Annotated in this window: 8 protein-coding genes; 4 read left to right on the forward strand and 4 right to left on the reverse strand. The window is 73.8% G+C overall.

What is annotated here, in order from left to right:
• Window positions 1–41: 41 nt before the first annotated feature.
• Genes WME97_RS41840 through WME97_RS41855 form a run of 4 tightly spaced genes read right to left on the reverse strand, consistent with a single transcriptional unit; the run spans window position 42 to window position 6,269 of the window.
• Window positions 42–902, reverse strand: coding sequence for a sugar ABC transporter permease (locus WME97_RS41840; protein ID WP_437546213.1), 861 nt, complete (start codon window positions 900–902; stop codon window positions 42–44).
• Entirely contained in the window at window positions 899–3,181 is a 2,283-nt protein-coding gene (locus WME97_RS41845) for an extracellular solute-binding protein (protein ID WP_437546215.1), read from the reverse strand. Before WME97_RS41845 ends, WME97_RS41840 begins: the two co-directional genes overlap by 4 nt.
• 7 nt (window positions 3,182–3,188) lie before the next feature.
• Window positions 3,189–4,268 carry an ABC transporter ATP-binding protein gene (locus WME97_RS41850; RefSeq protein ID WP_437546217.1) on the reverse strand — a complete coding sequence of 360 codons (1,080 nt, stop codon included), beginning with the start codon at window positions 4,266–4,268 and terminating at the stop codon, window positions 3,189–3,191.
• A gap of 39 nt (window positions 4,269–4,307) precedes the next feature.
• Window positions 4,308–6,269 carry an alpha-amylase family glycosyl hydrolase gene (locus WME97_RS41855; RefSeq protein ID WP_437546219.1) on the reverse strand — a complete coding sequence of 654 codons (1,962 nt, stop codon included), beginning with the start codon at window positions 6,267–6,269 and terminating at the stop codon, window positions 4,308–4,310.
• 610 nt (window positions 6,270–6,879) lie between these two features.
• Here WME97_RS41855 and WME97_RS41860 point away from each other — a divergent pair.
• From WME97_RS41860 to WME97_RS41875, 4 genes are all read left to right on the forward strand, one after another.
• On the forward strand, window positions 6,880–10,413 hold the full coding sequence (locus WME97_RS41860; RefSeq protein WP_437546221.1) for an AAA-like domain-containing protein: 3,534 nt from the start codon (window positions 6,880–6,882) through the stop codon (window positions 10,411–10,413).
• Window positions 10,414–10,722: 309 nt separating this feature from the next.
• Window positions 10,723–14,376, forward strand: coding sequence for a protein kinase domain-containing protein (locus tag WME97_RS41865; protein ID WP_437546223.1), 3,654 nt, complete (start codon window positions 10,723–10,725; stop codon window positions 14,374–14,376).
• Window positions 14,373–17,645 carry a hypothetical protein gene (locus tag WME97_RS41870; protein WP_437546225.1) on the forward strand — a complete coding sequence of 1,091 codons (3,273 nt, stop codon included), beginning with the start codon at window positions 14,373–14,375 and terminating at the stop codon, window positions 17,643–17,645. The genes WME97_RS41865 and WME97_RS41870 overlap by 4 nt, the downstream gene beginning before the upstream one ends.
• Window positions 17,645–18,259, forward strand: coding sequence for a hypothetical protein (locus WME97_RS41875; protein ID WP_437546227.1), 615 nt, complete (start codon window positions 17,645–17,647; stop codon window positions 18,257–18,259). The genes WME97_RS41870 and WME97_RS41875 overlap by 1 nt, the downstream gene beginning before the upstream one ends.
• The last annotated feature ends 168 nt before the right edge of the window (window positions 18,260–18,427 follow it).

Raw genomic sequence — 18,427 nt, forward strand, 5'->3', positions numbered from 1 at the left:
CCGCGTCCGGGGCGCCCGCAGCCACGCTCACCGCGGCGCGCTCACCCCTTCACGCCGCCGGTCGTCAGCCCCGCGATCAGGTGGCGCTGCACCACATAGAACGCCGCCATGACCGGCAGCGACACGAGGAGCGCCCCCGCCGCGAACCGCTCCCACTGCGCGTCGTACTCGCCGATGTACCGCTGCAGCACCACCGGCAGCGTGAACATCTCCTCCTTGCCGAGCAGCGTCGCCGCGAGGATGAACTCGTTGTACGCCGTCATGATCGCGAACAGCGCCGTCACGGCGATCGCCGGCCGCGCCGCCGGGAGCACGACCCGGAGGAACGCCTGGAAGCGCGTCGCCCCGTCGACCATCGCCGCCTCCTCCAGGTCGACCGGGATCGCCTCGAACGCCGCCCGGAGCTGGAAGATCGAGAACGGCACCGCCGTCGACGCGTAGCAGAGCACGAGCCCCGTCCGCGAGTTGAGCAGGCCGAGCGCGTCGAGCAGGAGGTACAGCGGGATCGCGCTCGCCACCGTGGGGAACATCTGCGTCGCGAGCAGCGCGCGCAGGCCGCGGTCCTTGCCGAGGAACTGGAAGCGCGCGAGCGCGTACGCCGCCGGGACCGCGACGGAGACGCCGGCGGCCGCCGTCGCGAGCGCGACGACGATCGAGTTGGCGAGCTGGCGGGGGAAGAGCCAGATCGGCTCGCCGCCGACCTTCTTCGACGTCGTGACCACCGCGACGATGTGCTCGAGCGTCGGCTGGTTGGGGATGGGCAGCACCTCCGGCACCGGCGGGCGCGCCCCGGAGAAGGCGATCGAGGCGACCCAGAGCACCGGGTACAGCGCGAACGCGACCGCCGCGACCAGCGCGGCGTGCACCGCGATCGACTCGACAGGAGAGGGCCTCCGCGTCACGCGACCTCCGTCGCCGCCGCCGGAAGGGGCGCCGATCCAGCCTCGGCCCCGCCCTGCGGGATGGCGGAGACGGGCGTCCGCCGCCGCCGGAAGCGAAAGGCGCGCGTCGCGAGCGTCAAGAGCAGGAAGATGAGCACCGAGTACGCCGCCGCGTAGCCGTACTGGGCCTCGCGGGTGAACGCCCACCGGTACGCCTCGGAGACGAGGATGTCCGTTGTGCCGTCCGGGTCGCCGCCGGACACGAGGAACACGACGTTGAACATGTTGAACGTCCAGATCGCGCCCAGCGTCACCGCGGGCGCGAGCACCGGCTTGATCAGGGGCAACGTGATCATCCGCAGGCGCTGCCACCGCGTGGCGCCGTCGACCTCGGCGGCCTCGAGCACGTCCTCCGGCACGGCGGTGAGCGCGCCCAGCGTGACCACCATCATGAACGGGAACCCGAGCCAGACGTTGGTCGTCACGTTGGCCGTGAACGCCGTCGTGAAGCTCGAGAACCAGGAGATGGGCTCGATGCTCGTCCCGAGCGCGGAGTTCACCGCCTCGATGAGGCCGGTGACGGCCCCGAACTGCCGGTGGAACATGCCCTTCCAGGACAGCGCTGTCACGTAGCTCGGCACGGCCCAGGGCACGATGAGGAGCACCCGGTAGAGCGCCCGGAGGCGCAGGGTCGGGCGGTGCAGGAGCAGCGCGAGCGAGACGCCGAGGAGGACGTGGAGGCAGAGGTTCACCGCGGTCCAGAGCGCGGTCACCGCGAGCACGAGGTAGAACGAGCCGCTCGCGAAGAGCGGCCCGCCGCGGGCCGTGAGGATGCTGATGAAGTTGGCGAGGCCGACGTACCTGAGGCCCTCGCCCCTGCCGGCGAAGAGCGACGTCGCCGCGCCGATGACGAGCGGGATCACCACGAGCACGCCGATCGCGACGACCGCGTGCGCCACGTACTTGTAGGCAGGAAGCGAGCGCCCGAGCGCGCGCCGGAACGACCGCCAGTGCGCGGTGCCGGGCGCCGCGCCCCTCGCGGCGCGGACCCACCGGAGAGCGAGCAGCAGCGCGAGCGCGCCGAGCGCGACGAGGAGCGGCGCCGGCGAGGCGGGGGGCGGGAGCGGCCGGCGGACGTCGTCGAAGCGGCGCTTGGCCTCGGAGAGCGCGACGTCGGGGGGCGCGTCGCCCCGGAGCACCTTGCGGATCGCGCGCGTGGCCGGCTCCCAGGTCGAGCGCATCGCCGGCGAGGTCGGCATCGGGATGGCCGCCTTGGCCTGCTCGGTGAACGCCGCGATGAAGGCGTCGCCGGCCGGGACGGCCACGTCGCTCCGCACCGGCGGCGTGCGCGCGACCTCGAGCCGCGTGGCCGCGGCCGCGGCGCCCGCGAGGTGGCGCGCGAGCGCCCGCGCCCCGGCGCGCCGCGCGCCCTGGGGCGAGAGCATCACCGCCTCGACGGTCATGAACGGCCGCATCGGGAGGCCGGTCTCGCGCACCTTGGGGAGCGGGACGACGCGGGCGCGCCGCCGCGCCTCCTCCCCGAGGCCGCCCGCGAACCACGGCCCGCTGATCACGAACGCGGCGCGGCCCGCGTTGAACAGGTCGGTCACCAGCGCGCCGTTCGCGTCCTCCGGGACGACCCGGCGCTGGATCAACGTTCGGACGAGCTCGAGCGAGCGCTCGGGCCCCGGGCCGACGAAGCCGAACTGGTCGTCCTCGCCCAGCATCGCGCCGCCGAACGCCGCGAGGATCGGCATGTGCGCGTAGGCGTTCGACGCCTCGTACGCGAGCGGGTACACGCCCTCGGGGAGCGAGCCGGCCAGCGCCGCGATGTCCTCGAGGGCCGCCGGGGCCTCCTTCACGAGCGCGGTGTTCATGTAGAGCGCCACGCACTTCTGGCTGATCGGCAGGCCGAGGATCTGGCCCCCCTGCCGGACCGCCGCGAGCGCCGGCCCCTGGAACACGGCCTCGCCGCCCGGCTCGAGCGCGTCGCCCACGGGCGTGACGAGGTCGCGCGCGCGGAAGTCGCCGAGCCGCTCGTGGGCGTCGATGAACAGGTCGGGCCCCTCCCCCATGGGGATCGCGGCCTGGAGCTTCGATGCGTAGGCGTCGAACGGGACGGCGAGGACCTCGACCTCCTCGCCCTCGAAGGCCGCGACGATGGCGTCGAGCGCCCTGGCCTCGTCGTCGCGGTAGGCGTGCCACAGCCGGATCGGCGCGGCGGCCGCGAGCGCCGGCAAGAGGAGGATCAGCGCGGGCGCAGCGAGCGCGAGCGCGAGACGACAGCGACGGCTCGGCACGGTCGCCTCACGCTTCTCGCAGGCTCAGCCCGGAGTCCGCGTCGAAGAGGTGCACCTGGCGGAGCGCGACCCGCACGGTGTCCCCCTTCGCGACGCGCGCGGCCGGGTCGAGGCGCGCCACGAACGGCGCCCCCGCGACGGTGCCGTGCGCGTACGACTCGGCCCCGAGGGCCTCGACGATCGCCACCTCGAACGGGGCGCCGCCGTCGCCCGAGGCGAGGTCCACCTCGTGCGGGCGCACGCCGACCGTCACCTGCCGCCCGGACGAGAGCGCGCCCGGGAAGTCGGCCGCGTCGACGTCGATGGCGAGGTCGCCCTGGGCCGCGACCCACCGGCCGCCCCGGCTCTCCAGGCGCGCGTCGACGAAGTTCATGGCCGGGCTGCCGAGGAAGCTCGCCACGAACCGGGTGCGAGGCCGGGCGAAGACCTCGAGGGGCGGCCCCGACTGCTCGACGACGCCCTTGTTGAGCACGAAGATCTCGTCCGCGAGCGTCATGGCCTCGACCTGATCGTGGGTGACGTAGACGCTGGTCGCGCCGAGCCGATCGTGCAGCTTGCGGATGTCGACCCGCACCTGCGCGCGCAGGGCGGCGTCGAGGTTCGAGAGCGGCTCGTCGAACAGGAAGAGCTGCGCCCGCCGCACGATGGCCCTGCCCATGGCCACGCGCTGCCGCTGGCCGCCGGAGAGCGCCCGGGGGTGCCGGTCGAGGAGCGGGCCGAGCCCGAGCATCTCCGACGCCTCCTTCACGCGCGCCTCGATCTCGGCCGGCGGCGTCTTCCGGAGCTTGAGGCCGAAGGCGAGGTTCTCGCGCACCGTGAGGTGCGGGTAGAGGGCGTACGACTGGAACACCATCGCGATGTCGCGATCGCGCGGCTCCAGCCGCGTGACGTCGCGGTCGCCGAGCGCGATCGTACCGTCGTCTGCCTCCTCGAGCCCGGCGAGCAGCCTCAGCAGCGTCGACTTGCCGCAGCCGCTCGGTCCCACGAGGACGGCGAACGAGCCGTCGGGCACGTCGACAGAGACGCCGCGCAGCACGTGGGTCTGGCCGAATCGCTTGTTGAGTCCGCGCACTTTGACAGACGCCATGTTGGAGACTCTCTTGGAAGGGAGGAGTGCCAGGCAGGATCAGAGACCATGGATGATCTGGTCTTCCGGGATGAGCAGCGCCCCGCTCACCGGAGGCAGCTTGACGGTGACAGCGCCGTTCGCGCCCGCCCTATATGTCTTTTTTTCGGGCGAGAGCACATCGACGAGCACGGTCCCCCGCGTCAGCCCCGTCGTCATCGCCGCCCCGTTGAAGCTCGTCGAGCTCTGCTTCCGGGGGTGCGTGTTGAGCACCACGAGCGCATAGTCGCCGTCCGGCTCCCCCCGCTCGAACGCGAAGATCCCCGCGTCCTCGTCCCCTTCGCCCGTCCGCTCCGTCGACCAGCGCACCCGCTGCTCGCCGGCGGTGAGCGCCTGGTAGCCCCTGCGAAGCGCCGTGAGCCGCTGGATCCACCGGAAGAGCGGGCGCTCCGTGTCATAGCCGCTCTCCCAGAGATCTTCGCGGTTCGCCGGATCGTCGCCGCCGCTGAAGCCCTGCTCCGTGCCGTAGTACAGGCAAGGGATGCCTTCCTCCGTGAAGAGGAACAGGAGCGCATTCTTGAGCGCCGCCTCGGGATCGGCCTTGAAGGGCGAGGCGCCCGGGCCGACATGGAGGAAGCGCGGGACGTCGTGGTTGTCGATGAAGTTGACGAGCGCCTTCAGCGGCGGGACGCCGATGCCGTTCGCGTTCGGCTCAGCGCCGTAGTTGAGCGCCCGCGCGTCCCAGAGCTCCTCGATCCGCCGCGTGGACCGGGCGTCGCGGAAGACGTCGCGAAAGACCCGATAAGCTTGGGGGAAATACAGCACGGAGTCGACAGAGTCCCCCGTGATCGGCGCGGCGCCCGGACAGCCCCCCTCCGCCTCGTCGGCGTTCTCGCGCTCGAGGTTGCCGCCGAGCGCCTCGTCGTGCGGGTGGGCCGGGACCTCGTGCTTCGTGAAGCTGCCGACGAGGTCGTCCTTGCCGTCGAAGGCCTCTCCGAACATGAAGAAATCGGTCTTGCCCATCGCCGCCAGCTGCAGCCGGACGTTCTGCGTGAAATAGCGCCAGAACTCGTGCTCGACGTGCTTCAGCGTGTCGATGCGAAACCCGTCGACGTCGGTGAGCTCGACCCAGCGCACGAACACGTCGACCATCGCCCGCTTCACGTCGCAGCGGGAGGTGTCGATGTCCTTGAGGCCGCCCGGGAGATCGCCGTGCACGAGCTGGTCGACATCCTCGAAATCGAGGATGCGCCCCTTGCGGTTGTAGACCTCGGGATCCTGGAAGAGCTCGGGCTGCGGGGGGAGGTGGTTGGTCGCGGGCTCGTGGCGGAAGACGATCGGCGCCGGGCCCGACTTGCCGGGCGACGTCCGCGCCTGGACGCCGCGGGGGTCGAACTCCGGATCGTACTCGTTCACGGCCTCGAGCTGGAGGCGCCCGTCCTCGCCGCCGCCGTGGACGTCCGCGTCGGGCTGCCCATTCTCGTTGATATCATAATAGAACAGCTGGCCGACGTGGTTCGTCACGATATCGAGGATGACCTTCATGCCGCGATCGTGGGCCGACGCGACGAGGCGGCGCAGCGACGCGAGGTCGCCGAAATGGGGGTTCAGCTCGGTGAAATCCTGCGTCCAGTAACCGTGGTATCCGTCGACGCCGGCGTCGGTGTCGACGTTCTTGACGATCGGCGAGATCCAGAGCGCGGTGACGCCGAGCGCCTCGAGGTAGGGCAGACCCTCCTCGAGCCCCTTCCAGTCGCCGCCGTGCCACCTGCCCGGCGCCGAGGACACCCGGTGGTTGTTCCCCGCGTCGCCGTCGGCGAAGCGGTCTATCAGCACCTGATAGATGATCTCCTCCCGCCAGTCGCTCGCGTGCGCCGCGAGCGAGGCCGACCGCACGGGCTCCTCGTCGAGCTCGGCGCACGCCGCCGCGAGGAGCGCCAGTGAGGCGACCCCGGCCGCCCGCGCGAGGGCGGCCGCGCGCGCCGTCCGCCAGAGGGAGAGTCTCGATCGCCGCCGGTCCATCGTGATCACCTTAGCTCGGCGCGTCGAGCCATCATGCATCCACGCGAGCCGACACACGCGCCGGACGAGAGCCCATCTCGACGGATGAGCCCGATGGGCAGCGGCGCGGCCGGCGCGAGCGCGTCCGGGTCAGGCCGCCCGCGCGCTCCGGCAGGAGCTTCTGGAGTGTCAGGCAAAGCCGTAGTGTCTGCAGGAGCCTTCCGAGCCGCGGAGCGCAATGCGCAGACGAGCAGCGGCGCGGCGGCCGGCGCGGCCACCACGCGATTCTGCCCCGCCCTCAACGCTCCTCGCACGGCGCGAACGCTACACCAGCAGCGGTGGCCCGGTCCACGATTTCTGGACGTAAAAAGCGGGTTTTCGCGGCGCGACACCACCGACGCACACGCAATCGCGCCGCGCGCAACGCAGGCGCACAGCCGGGGCCGGGGCGCGCGTCGCCAGCGCCTTCGCCGGCGAATCCCGATCGTGTGGGCGCCAGCCCATCCGGTCGACGCGACATTCGCGTGACATTCACCGCGCCGTCGCGAGCCCTGTTGTTTCGCCGCGGACGCCAGCGACACGGGCTGTCGTTCCGTTGACGGTCCTGGCGTCGCATGGCACCGTCAGATTCGTGACCTTCTCGGCGCCTCCCGACCTCGTTCAGGCGAAGGCCAGTGCCGGAGATCACAGGCGCCGGTTCCAGGCGGGCGGGACCGTGGGCGAGGGCGTGATCTATATCGAGCGCCCCGCCGACAGGGAGCTCTTCGAGGCGCTCCTGCGCGGAGAGCTCTGCTATGTGCTCTCGACCCGGCACACCGGGAAGTCCAGCCTGCGACTCCAGGTCTCGACGCGGCTCCGCGCCGAGCAGGTGGAGTGCGCGAGCGTCGATCTCGGGGCGCTCGGCACCGACACCACCTCGCCGGTGAGCTGGTACCTCGGGATCGCGTCGGAGATCGCCGAGCAGCTCGGGCTGGAGCCGCCGGACGAGTTCTGGGACGCCCACTGGCACCTCGGGCCGGTGCACTGCTGGTTGCGCTGGCTCGAGGACGTCGTGCTCGTGGAGATCTCCTCCGCGATCGTCCTGTTCATCGACGAGGTCGACGCCACGCTGGCCCTCCCGTTCTCGCGGGACGATTTCTTCGCCATCCTCCGGGCCTTCGTGAACCGGCGCGCGGAGCGCCCCGCCAACACCCGGCTGACGTTCTGCCTGCTCGGGGCGGCGGCGCCCTCGGAGCTCGTCGCGGATCCGGCGCGCGCGCCGTTCAACATCGGCCGCCCGATCCGGCTCGACGACTTCACCCGCGCCGAGGCGCGCGGCTTCCGCGCGGGCCTGGAGGGGCTCGTGGCCGACCCCGACGCGCTGCTCGACGCGGTCTTCGCGTGGACCTCGGGCCACCCCTACATGACGCAGCGGCTCTGCGCCGATCTCGCCGGAGAGCGGCGCGATCTCGACGTCGACGAGGCCGTGGCGCGGCGGTTCCTGGACCAGGGCCGGACCGAGGACCCGAACCTGCGCCACGCGGAGCGGTGCCTGGAGGCGCAGTGGCCCCGCTGCGGGCGGGCGCCGGCGCTCCTCCAGCTCTACAAGCAGCTGCTCGACGGCCACCGGGTGGGCGTCGACGCCGGCGATCCGGTCCAGCGGACGCTGCTGCTCTCGGGGCTCTCCGTGGAGCGGACGGCGGCCTCGGGCGCGCCGTACCTCGACGTGCGCAATCGCGTCGTCCGCAGGGTCTTCGACCGGGCGTGGGTCCTGTCACGGGAGGCGGACCGAGCCACCCGGGAGCCGCTCGCGCGCTGGCTGTCGCACGGCCGGAGAGACGACTACCTCGTGGGCGGCGCGGCGCTCGCGGAGCTCACGTCGTGGTGCGATGGGCGGGCGGACCTCTCGGCGGAGGAGAGGGCGTTCCTCTCCGCCTGCGCGCGGGCGGAGGGCCAGAAGCGGTCGACGCGGCGGCTCATCAGCGTGCTCGCCGTCGCCGTCACGCTGCTCGGCGGCCTGACCCTCGTGCTGCTCTGGCAGATGGGGAAGGAGGAGCGGGCGCTGGTCCGCGCGCGGCAGGAGTCGCGCGAGAACGACGCCCGGCGGCTCGCGGCCCAGTCGGCGAAGGAGCGCGCCGAGGGCCTCTTGCCCCGCGCGCGCCTGCTCGCCGTGGAGGCGGCCCTCGCCACCAGGGCGAGCGGCCGCCCCGCGGGCCCCGCCGTGGTGCAGGCGCTCGGCGACGCGGTCTGGGGCCCCGCCGTCGACCAGGAGGTGCTCGTCGGGCACGGCGGCGCGGTCCACCACGCGGCCTTCAGCCCCGACGGCCGCCTCGTCGCCACCGCCTCGGCCGACGGGGCCGCGAGGATCTTCCGCCTCGGCGGGCGCGACGAGCCGCTCGTGCTGCGCGCCGCCACCCCCGGCGGCGTCGTCGCCGTCGCCTTCAACCACGACGGGAGCCTCCTGGCGACCGCGTCGACCGACGGCGCGGTGCGCCTGTGGCGCCCCGACGGCCACGAGGTTCGCGCGCTCGGCACGAGGGACGCCGCGCCGACCAGCGTGGCGTTCAGCCCGGATGGCAGCCGCGTCGTCGCGGGGACGACGGGCGGCGCGATCTACGTGTGGCGCCTGGGCATGGAGGGCGAGCCGCCGCTCGTCGTGCCCCTGGGCGAGCGGCTCATCCGGCGCGCGGTGTTCAGCCATGACGGGGCCCGGATCCTCGCCACGGCCATCAGCGGGACGGTCCACGTCGTCCGCGCCGACGGGCACGGCGCCCCCGCGGCGCTGAAGGGGCACGGGCCGGGCGTCGAGAGCGCGGACACGAGCCCGGTGGACGACCGCATCGTCCTCGCGACGGGCGACGGAACGGCGCGCATCCCCGGCGCGAACCGGCGTGAGCCCGTCGTCCTCCGCGGGCACGAGGGCGCGGTGCGCAGCGCCGCGTTCAGCGCCGACGGCGGCGCGGTCGTCACGGCCTCCGCGGATGGGACCGCGCGCGTCTTCCGCGCGGACGGCAAGGGCGCGCCGATGGTCCTCGAGGGCCACGAGGGGGTCGTGAACAGCGCCGCCTTCAGCCGCGACGGCGCGAGCGTCGTCACCGCGTCGGAGGACGGGACCGCGCGGGTGTGGCGGCTCGGCGGGCGGGGCGAGCCGCTGCTCCTGCGCGGCCATGAGGGGCCGCTGACCGGCATCGCCGTCAGCCACGACGGCAGCAGGATCGCCACCGCCGGGACCGACAAGACCGCGCGCGTCTTCCGGGCCGACGGCTCGGGCGAGCCCGTCGTCCTCCGCGGGCACGCGGAGCACCTGCTCAGCGTCGACTTCAGCCCCGATGGGAGCCGCCTCGTCACCGGCTCGGCCGACAAGACGGCGCGGATCTGGCGCGCCGATGGGCGGGGCGAGCCGATCGTGCTCGGGGTCCACGACGACCGGGTGGTGGGCGTCGCCTTCAGCCCGGAGGGCACCCGGATCGTCACGACCTCGTGGAACGGCATCCTGCGCGTGTTCGAGGACGGCGTCCCGGGAGAGCCCGTCGTGCTGCGCGACGAGCGCGCGGGGCTGCTCCGGGCGGCGTTCAGCCCGGATGGCCAGCACATCGTGGCGACGTCGGGGCCCAACGTGAAGGTCTGGCCCGCGGACGGCCGCGGCGTCCCGCGCGTCCTCCCGTCGGGGTACGAGGACCGGGCGATCGCCGCCATCGCGGTGAGCCCGGACGGGAGCCATGTCGCGATCGCCGCGCTCGACGGCGGCGTGCGGCTGCTCCGCGTCGACGGCCAGGGCCAGCCCGTCCTCCTGAGCGGCCTCGGCGCGGCGGTCCGGACCGTCGCGTTCAGCAGCGACAGCGCGCGCCTCGTCGCGGTGTCGAGCGACGGCATCGCGCGGGTGCTCCCCGTCGACGGGCAGGGCGAGGCGATCACCCTCCGCGCCGAGGGCGTCACGCTGACGGACGCCGTGTTCAGCCCCGACGCCACCCGCGTCGTGACCGCCGCAAACGACGGCGCGGCGCGCGTCTTCTCGATCGCGGCCGAGTCGCTGATGGCGCGCGCGTGCGCCTACGCCGGGCGCAACTTCACGCGCGAGGAATGGGCGCAGCTCATGCCCGGCATCGACTACCGCGCCACGTGCCCCGAGTGGCCAGGCGCCCCCGAGCAGGACGCCGGCGCAGCGCCGCGGCTGGACGTGCGCTGAAGCAGGGAATCGTCGGTGAGTGTCCGAGCGTGTCGGCGCGCTCCGCGGCGGGCCGTGATCGTCTCTATCGGCTGCACGCGGAAACGTGAACCCACGTGAACCCACGTGACCCCGCGTGACCCCACGTGACCCGCGCGCTGCGCGCTGCGAAGCGCCTGGCAGCAGCCCCACAGGATGCCTCTCCCACCTTTGTTCCGTGGGGGCGGACGTTCTTGTCATGGTTCGCGCTTCAGCGGGAACCATGTATGCTCGGCCAGGCTTGCTCGCCCTCTGCCGCGCACTGCGCGGCCCCTGATCGCTGCCCGGTCTATGGCCCCGCTCGACCCGCACGCCGAGGAGCCGAACCTCGTGGACACCGCCGCTTCGCGGATCGGGACAGCCCTGAACGCCAAGTGGCGGCTCGACGATCTGCTCGGCGTCGGCGGCATGGGCGCGGTGTTCGCGGCGACCCACCGCAGGGGGACGCGGGCGGCGGTCAAGGTCCTCCACATCGAGTTCGCGCGCAACGCCGAGCTGCGGGACCGCTTCCTGCGCGAGGGCAAGATCGCGAACCGGGTCGATCACCCGGCGCGCGTCGCCGTGGTCGAGGACGACCTCAGCGACCGCGGCGAGCCGTTCCTCGTCATGGAGCTGCTCTCCGGCACCACGCTCCAGCGGCTCGCGAGCAGCGCCGGCGGCACCCTCCCCCTCGCCCAGGTGCTGCCCGTCTTCGACGTGGTGCTCGATCTGCTCGAGAAGTGCCACTCGATCGGCATCGTCCACCGCGACATCAAGCCGGCGAACATCTTCGTCACGAGCGCCGGCCACGTGAAGGTCCTCGACTTCGGCATCGCCCGGATGCGCGACCCCGAGCGGCAGGCCACGCGCGCGGGGCTCACGTTCGGCACGCCGGCCTTCATGTCGCCCGAGCAGGCGATGGGCGTGTCCGGCATCGACGGCCGGTCCGACCTCTGGTCGGTCGGCGCGAGCCTGTTCACCCTGCTGTCGGGCAAGCGGCTCAACCGCGGCCGGAGCGAGTCCGAGTCGTATTTCCTGGCCGCGACGCAGACCGCGCCGTCGATCGCGACCGAGGTCCCCGACCTGCCGGTCGAGATCGTGGCGTTCGTCGACAAGGCGCTCGCCTTCGAGCGCGGGGGCCGCTTCCAGAGCGCCGCCGCGATGCGCGGCGAGCTCCGCCGGCTGACGGCCGCGCACGCCGCCGGCCAGCTGACGCCCTCGCGCGAGAAGAAGGCGCCGCGCGTGCTCGTCCGCGGCAACGACACCATCGACGAGGACCAGGATCCGCCGTCGATCGTCGAGCAGACCTGCCAGCGGCTCGTCGGCGTCTGGAGGCAGCTCGCGCTCGTGCTCAGCAACATCCGCCAGTACGGGTGGAACCACCCCCACGTGAACAAGGGCATCCACTTCGCGTTCGACGAGATCACGCGGACGCTCTCGCAGAACCCCCTCGGCGTCCGCTGGGAGGTCACCCCGAGCGCGTTCACCTCGGGCGGCCAGCCGATCTGGCAGCCCGACAGGCCCCCGTTCGATCGCATCCCCTACCAGCTCTTCGCCGACGGCGTCCGGAAGATCCAGATCAAGGCCGGCATCACCGAGGCCGAGCTCCGCGATTTCGCGGCCATCCTGCTCCGCGACCAGAGCTTCGGCATGGGCGAGGACGACGACGCCGTGACCGCGCTCTGGGACCGGCGCTTCGAGCACATCGCGTACATGGCGATCGACCAGTTCGCCGAGGGCGACGCGGACCTGGAGGATTTCGAGGAGCAGTGCCGTGAGGTCGCGGTGGGGGCGCGCGCCCTCGCGCAGATCGAGAGCCTGTGGGACGAGAGCTCGCTCGCGGGCAGGGCGCTCCAGCGGAACGTCGAGGCCGCGCTCGCGGAGACGGGCGCGGCCGCCTCGGCGCTCGCCATCGACCCGCTGACCCGGAGCACCCTCGGCGCCCAGATCGCGCTGCCGTCGGAGCAGTGGAACGAGCGCTACATGGACGCGTTCGTCGACGGCTACGTGGACGCCGTCCGGCACGGCGACGAGGACCGCATGACGGGGGCGCTCACCGCGTGGACCGCCGACCAGATCGTCCTGCACAGCTACGAGCTCGCGTTCGAGGTGCAGACGATGCTCCGGCGCGCGTTCTTCGCGCGGCTCGACGGCATGCAGCGCGGCGCGGCGGGCGCGGCAGGTCGATCCAGCGCCGCGCTGCCGCAGCTCTCGGCGCGCGCCGTCGACCGGACGCTCGCGCAGGCGATGTTCCCGGTCGAGGCGCTCCGGGCGATCCTCAACGATCTCGCGACGGCGCACCCGGAGGAGCCGGCGGCCACCGGCGCGGCGGCCACGGGAGCGTCGGCCCCCGGCGCGGCGGGCCACGGCGGGGCGGCCGCAGGCGCTGCCCTCGGCGGCGCGGCGGCCGCAGGTGTGGCGGCGCAGGCCGGCGTGGGCCGGAGCGCGGCGCAGGCCGGCGCAAGCCGGAGCGCGACACAGGTCGACGCGGGCCGGAGCACGGCGCAGGCCGACCCAGGGCGCAGCGCGGCGCAGACCGGCGCAAGCCGGAACACGTTGCAGGCCGGCGCGAGCCGGAGCGCGGCCCAGGCCGGCGCGAGCCGGAGCGTGGCGCCGCTCGACCCGGCGATCGTCGAGGGGCTGGCCCACGCGCTCGACGCGCTCGAGGACGGCTCGCTCTTCAGCGCCGCATGCCAGTGCCACGGCGCCGTGCAGTCCGAGCGCCTGCGCGAGGTCCTGTTCGTCTACATGCGGCGGTGGGCGCCGGGCCGGGAGGCCGAGCTCGGGGACCTGCTCTCTCGCGCCCCCGCCCCCCTCGCCCTGACGCTCCTCCAGCTGCTCGCGCAGCTCAAGACCCCCGGCGCCCTCGCCGCGCTGGAGGCCGGCTTCGCGAGCCCGCACGTCGAGGTGCGCATCAACGCGCTCGCCGAGCTCCCCGACGCCGCCGCGGGCGAGGGCGGCTCCGCGGGCTCCGCCGCCGACCGCGTCCGGGAGGAGCTCCAGAAGCTCCTCGACGACCCCGCGCCGCTGGTGCGCTGCGAGGCCCTGCGCCTCATCGGCAAGCTCGGCGTGCTCGCCGCGGGCCCGACGCTCGTGCGGCGGATCGTCGCGCCGTCGTTCCACGACCTCTCGGGGGCAGAGCGGCGGCAGTGGCTCGAGACCGTCGCGCAGCTGAACCCTGCGCGGGCCGAGAAGCTCGCGATCGAGCTGCTCGAGAAGCGCCAGCTCATCCCGTCCGAGGCGATCGAGCAGACCCGCGAGCTGGCCGCGCACTTCCTCTGCCAGGCGCGGAGCTACGAGGCGCTCCGCGCGGTCAAGGAGGCGACCAAGCCGCGCTGGTGGAACACCCCGCCGGTGCGCGACGCCGCAGCGCGCGCCGCGGTCGCGATCGCCGCGCGCCTCGTCGCGCCGACCCGCCCGAGCGATCGTCCCCTGGCGCAGGCGCACCCGGACGCGAGCGCGCCGCCCTCCCGCGCGAAGCGCTCGTACTCGCCCGTCTCGGTCCGGCGCGTGAGCCCGGGCGGGCCGCTCAGCCTGCCGGATCAGCTCGAGCCGTGGAGCACCCCGCGCCCCGGATCCATGGCCCCGAACGGCGGCGACGCCGGCCGATCCGCCTACAGGCCGCCGCTCGTCTCGCCGGTGCCCGCCTCGACGAGCGCCGCCTCGGCGCCTCCCACCTCCGTGCCGTTCAGCCGGCGTGGGCCGCCGCCTTCCTCCACGTCGTCGACCAGCCCGACGGCCGCGCCGCCGCCGATGCCGCCGTCGATGCCGCGCCCGGCCATGCCGCCGAGGTCCCCCGCCCCGCCCTCGAGCGCCAGCGCCGCGCCGTACAGCGCGCGGCAGGGCCCCGCCTCGTTGCCGTTCGGCGCGCCGTCCCGCACGGCCATCGAGCCTACGCCCGGCAGCGCGGTGCCCTCGACGAAGCCGGCGCCGTCTCCGTCGCCCCGCGGCGGGAGGAAGCCGTGAGCGAGGAGAAAGCCAACCTCCACGAGAGCACCGGCGACACGGCGATCTCGGGCGTGAAGGCCGACGGGCGGCGCCGCGCGGCGCTCGGCCTGGTGCAGATGATCTACCGGCTCGCGAAGGCGTGCCTCCTGCACAGCGACTCGAACCAGGCGGTGCTGTCGCTCGTCCCGTCCGCGATCGACAGCATCGTCCAGTTCTGCGAGCTGTCGGGGAGCGAGGCCGCGACGATCGTGTTCGCGGGCAACACCCTCTTCATCAACGGCCAGATGCTCCGCGCCTCGCGCGAGACGTACGAGGTCGCCCTGGAGCTCGGCAGCTTCTTCGAGGCCTGCGACGTCTCCGAGCTCGTGCTCGACAAGACGGTCCGTCGGGCCGAGCTCGCCGCCTTCGCCCGCCTCCTCGCCGACGCCCAGCGCGACCGCAGCATCGCCGCGCGGCTCCTCCAGTCGAGCCTGCGGGGCGTCCGCGTCCGCAAGCTCACGAACCCGTTCCCCGGCGGGGCCATCGACGGCGACGGCACCCGCATCGGCCGGATCAGCCGCACCTACGCGGCGGCGATCCTCGTGATGCGGTCGTTCTACGCGGCCCTGCGCTCGTCCCCGGTGATCCTGCCGCAGCGGGTGAAGCGCGTCGCGCAGAAGCTCGTCGCCGCGGCCGAGGAGGACGCGCGCCTGCTGCTCTCGGTCGCCGCGGGCAAGATCGCCGACCCGGACGAGGGGGGCCTCAGCGTGTCCACGGCGATCGTCGCGCTGGGCATCGCCCGGCAGCTCACGACCGACAGGAGGATGCTCGGGAGCCTCGTCACCGCGGCGCTGCTCTACGACGTGAGCCGGCTGCGGCTCACGGGGGTGCTCGCCGGCTCGGCCGACGGCGAGGAGCCTGTCGCGCGCTCGCTCCTCGAGCGCGGCCTGAGCGACGACGAGAAGGAGCGGCTGCCCGCGAGCGCGGCCGTCATGTTGACGGCGCTCGGCAAGCTGCACGCGCCCTCGATCACGCGCACGGTCATCGCCTACGAGGCGCTCGCGCTCCGGCAAGGCGGCCGGCAGGGCCCGCTCTACGGCGGCCGGCGCAGCCCCACGGTGCTCGCGCGCATCCTGGCGGCGGCCCGCCAGTTCACGGAGCTCCGGACGGCGCCGTTCCCGACGATCGAGACGGCATCGGGCGGCGCCTCGTCGCTCGACGCCGTGCTCCAGCGCATGATCACGGGCGCCGAGAGCGCGACCGACCGGGCGATCGGCAAGCTGCTCGTCGGCGCGCTCGGCATCATCCCGACCGGGACGTTCGTGCAGCTGAGCACCGGCGAGCTCGGGGTCGTGCTCTCGACGCCGCTGTCGCCCGCGCACTTCGCGCAGCCGCCGGTGCGCGTCCTGTTCGACGAGCAGGGCCACCTCCACGGCGCGCCGTTCGACGTCGACCTCTCGCAGCGGGCGCCGGGCGCGGAGCCGTGCTTCATCGTCCGGCCCGTCGAGGTCGAGCCTCACCACGAGCGGGCGATCCGCGCCGCGTTCGGCTTCCGTTCCGGGAGGGGCGCCGCGGGGGTGGAGTCGCGCGTGACGGCCGCTGCGCCGGTGCTCTTCGGCGACGAGGTCCCGCCGACGGAGCCGGGCGACACGCTCGCGCCGCGCGCGGTCCGCTCGGAGGAAGGCGCCCGCGCCGCGCAGGCGCGCAAGGAGGCCGCGTGGCTCGGCAGGCCGCTCGCGGGCTCCGCGCAGGCCGGGTCGTCGCCGACCAGCATGCAACCCCGGCAGCCCGCGCCGGCCGAGCGCCCGGCGCCGGCCGAGCGGGGTCGCGACGAGAACCTCATCTCGACGCAGCCGCCCCCCTCGACGGCGGCGGCGCGCGCGGCGATGGCCGTCCCTCCTCCGCCGCGGTTGCCGCGGGATTCGCGGCCCTTCGGGCAGGTCGCGTCGACGAGGTACTCCGTGCCGGCGCCCGAGCCGACGCGCCCGTCGCGGCAGATCGAGCGCCGGGACGACGCGCCGGCGCGGGATCCGGGCGTGGGCCAGCTGCCGACGATCGGCCCTCCGGCGGCGTTCCCGGCGTCGCGGAGGTCGGGGGATCTCCGGCTCGGCGCGTCGTCGCGCCGGTCGGATTCCCGAGTTGATCCGGAGGATTGGGACTGGGACGACGAGCTCCCGACCATCGATCCGCCGCCGCCGGGACCGCCGCCGACCTCGCGGAGCCCTTCCTTCGCGTCCGAGCCTCCGCCCGCCAGCGCGCTCGATCAGGCGCCCACGTACACCCCGCCCCGTCCTTCCAGCCACGCGTCGGACCGCGCCCCGGGCTATCCGCCGCCGCATCCTTCCAGCCACGCGTCCGACCGCGCCCCTGCCCCTCGCTATCCATCGCCGCATCCTTCCAGCCACGCGTCCGACCGTGCCCCTGCCCCTCGCTATCCATCGCCGCATCCTTCCAGCCACGCGTCCGACCGTGCCCCTGCCCCTCGCTATCCGTCGCCCCATCCTTCCAGCCACGCGTCGGACCGCGCCCCTGCCCCTCGCTATCCATCGCCCCATCCTTCCAGCCACGCGTCGGACCGCGCCCCTGCCCCTCGCTATCCATCGCCCCATCCTTCCAGCCACGCGTCGGACCGCGCCCCTGGCTATCCGCCGCCCCGTCCTTCCAACCACGCGTCGGACCGTGCCCCGGGCTACGCGCCGCCCCGCACCCCTAGCCCCACGCCGGCCCGTGCCTTCAGCCACGCGTCGGACCGCGCCCCTGGCCACGCGGCGCCCCGTACCCCCAGCCCGCCCCCGGCCCGTGCCTCCAGCCATGCGCCGGGCGGTGCCCCAAGCTACGCGCCGGAGCCTGTCCCGACGGAGCGGAACGCGCCGCGCGCGTTCTCCAGCGCCGGGTCCGGCTCGAGCCTGGACGAAGCGGACCTGACGTGGACCGACGAGCTGCCGACGCTCGATCCTCCCCCGCCGCCGAGCACGGAAGAGCTCGAGCGCGATCGGCTGCTCGCGGCGTACCTGGCCGAGCGCACGCCCTTCCCACAGGCTGGTCTCCATGAATGGAGCTCGGCGCCCAGCGAGGCGCCGGGGCGCGCCGAGGCGGACGTCGACGGCAGGTGGCGCGGCGACGCGCTGTCTCAGCGCCCGGCGCCCGACTCGCGGGCGGTGGCGCCGATCACCATGGCGCCGATCACCATGGCGCCGATCAGCTCCAGCTCCTTGGGCGCCACGAGGCGCCCGCGCGCGCCGATCCCGCGGGAGGAGCCCGAGGACGACGGGGGTGATCCTCCGGCGCCGGAGGGGCGGGACCGCTGATGGCCTGGCCCGCTGCGGCGAGCCGCGGGCTCGCCGCGCTGCTGCTCGCCGCGCCGGCGTGCGCCGACGACGGCGGGGATCCCCCGCCGGTCGAGCACGCCTGCAAGCTCGGGTACCTGGGCGAGGAGGGCGCCGACATCCGCATGGAGGTCATCGCGCTCGACTCGAGCGACGCGGCGCACCCGGTGAGCGACGGCGACGGGATCGACATCATCATGCCGCCGCAGGGCGGGCGGGTGCTCTTCCTGGGCGTCCGGGCGACGAACCTGAGCGCCTGCGGCGTCCAGCTGTCCGGCTCGCTCCGCGATCCCGCGTCCGGGCGTGTGATGTCCGAGTCGAGGACGGTCAACCTCAGGCCGACCGGCGACGGCTGGGGAGCGAGCGTCGACGCCGACATCTCGACCTTCGCGAACGTGGGAGTCTGCCCGAACAACTGGTCGGGCAGCGACATCTTCGATCACGACTACGAGATCGAGGTGCAGGTGAAGGACAGGGAGGGCCGGACGGCGAAGCAGGTGCGGCAGGTCCGGCCGGCGTGCAACGAGCCCGAGTTCGAGGTCGAGTGCCGCTGCATCTGCAAGCACGGGTACGTCCTCGGCGAGGCGTGCGAGTAGGCCGGAGCGCTGCGAGTCCAGCAGCGGAGCGGATGATCCGAAAAATAAAAAATCGTTCGCAATGCGATCTCGTGATGCGCATGCACCACCGCGCGTAAGAGACGAAGCGGCGAAGAACACGGCAAAACGCGCTGGTTCCCGTGGACACGCTCTGTTACTGAGCCGCGC

Source organism: Sorangium sp. So ce367, from assembly GCF_051520455.1.
GTDB classification, from domain to species: Bacteria; Myxococcota_A; Polyangia; order Polyangiales; family Polyangiaceae; genus Sorangium; species Sorangium cellulosum_B.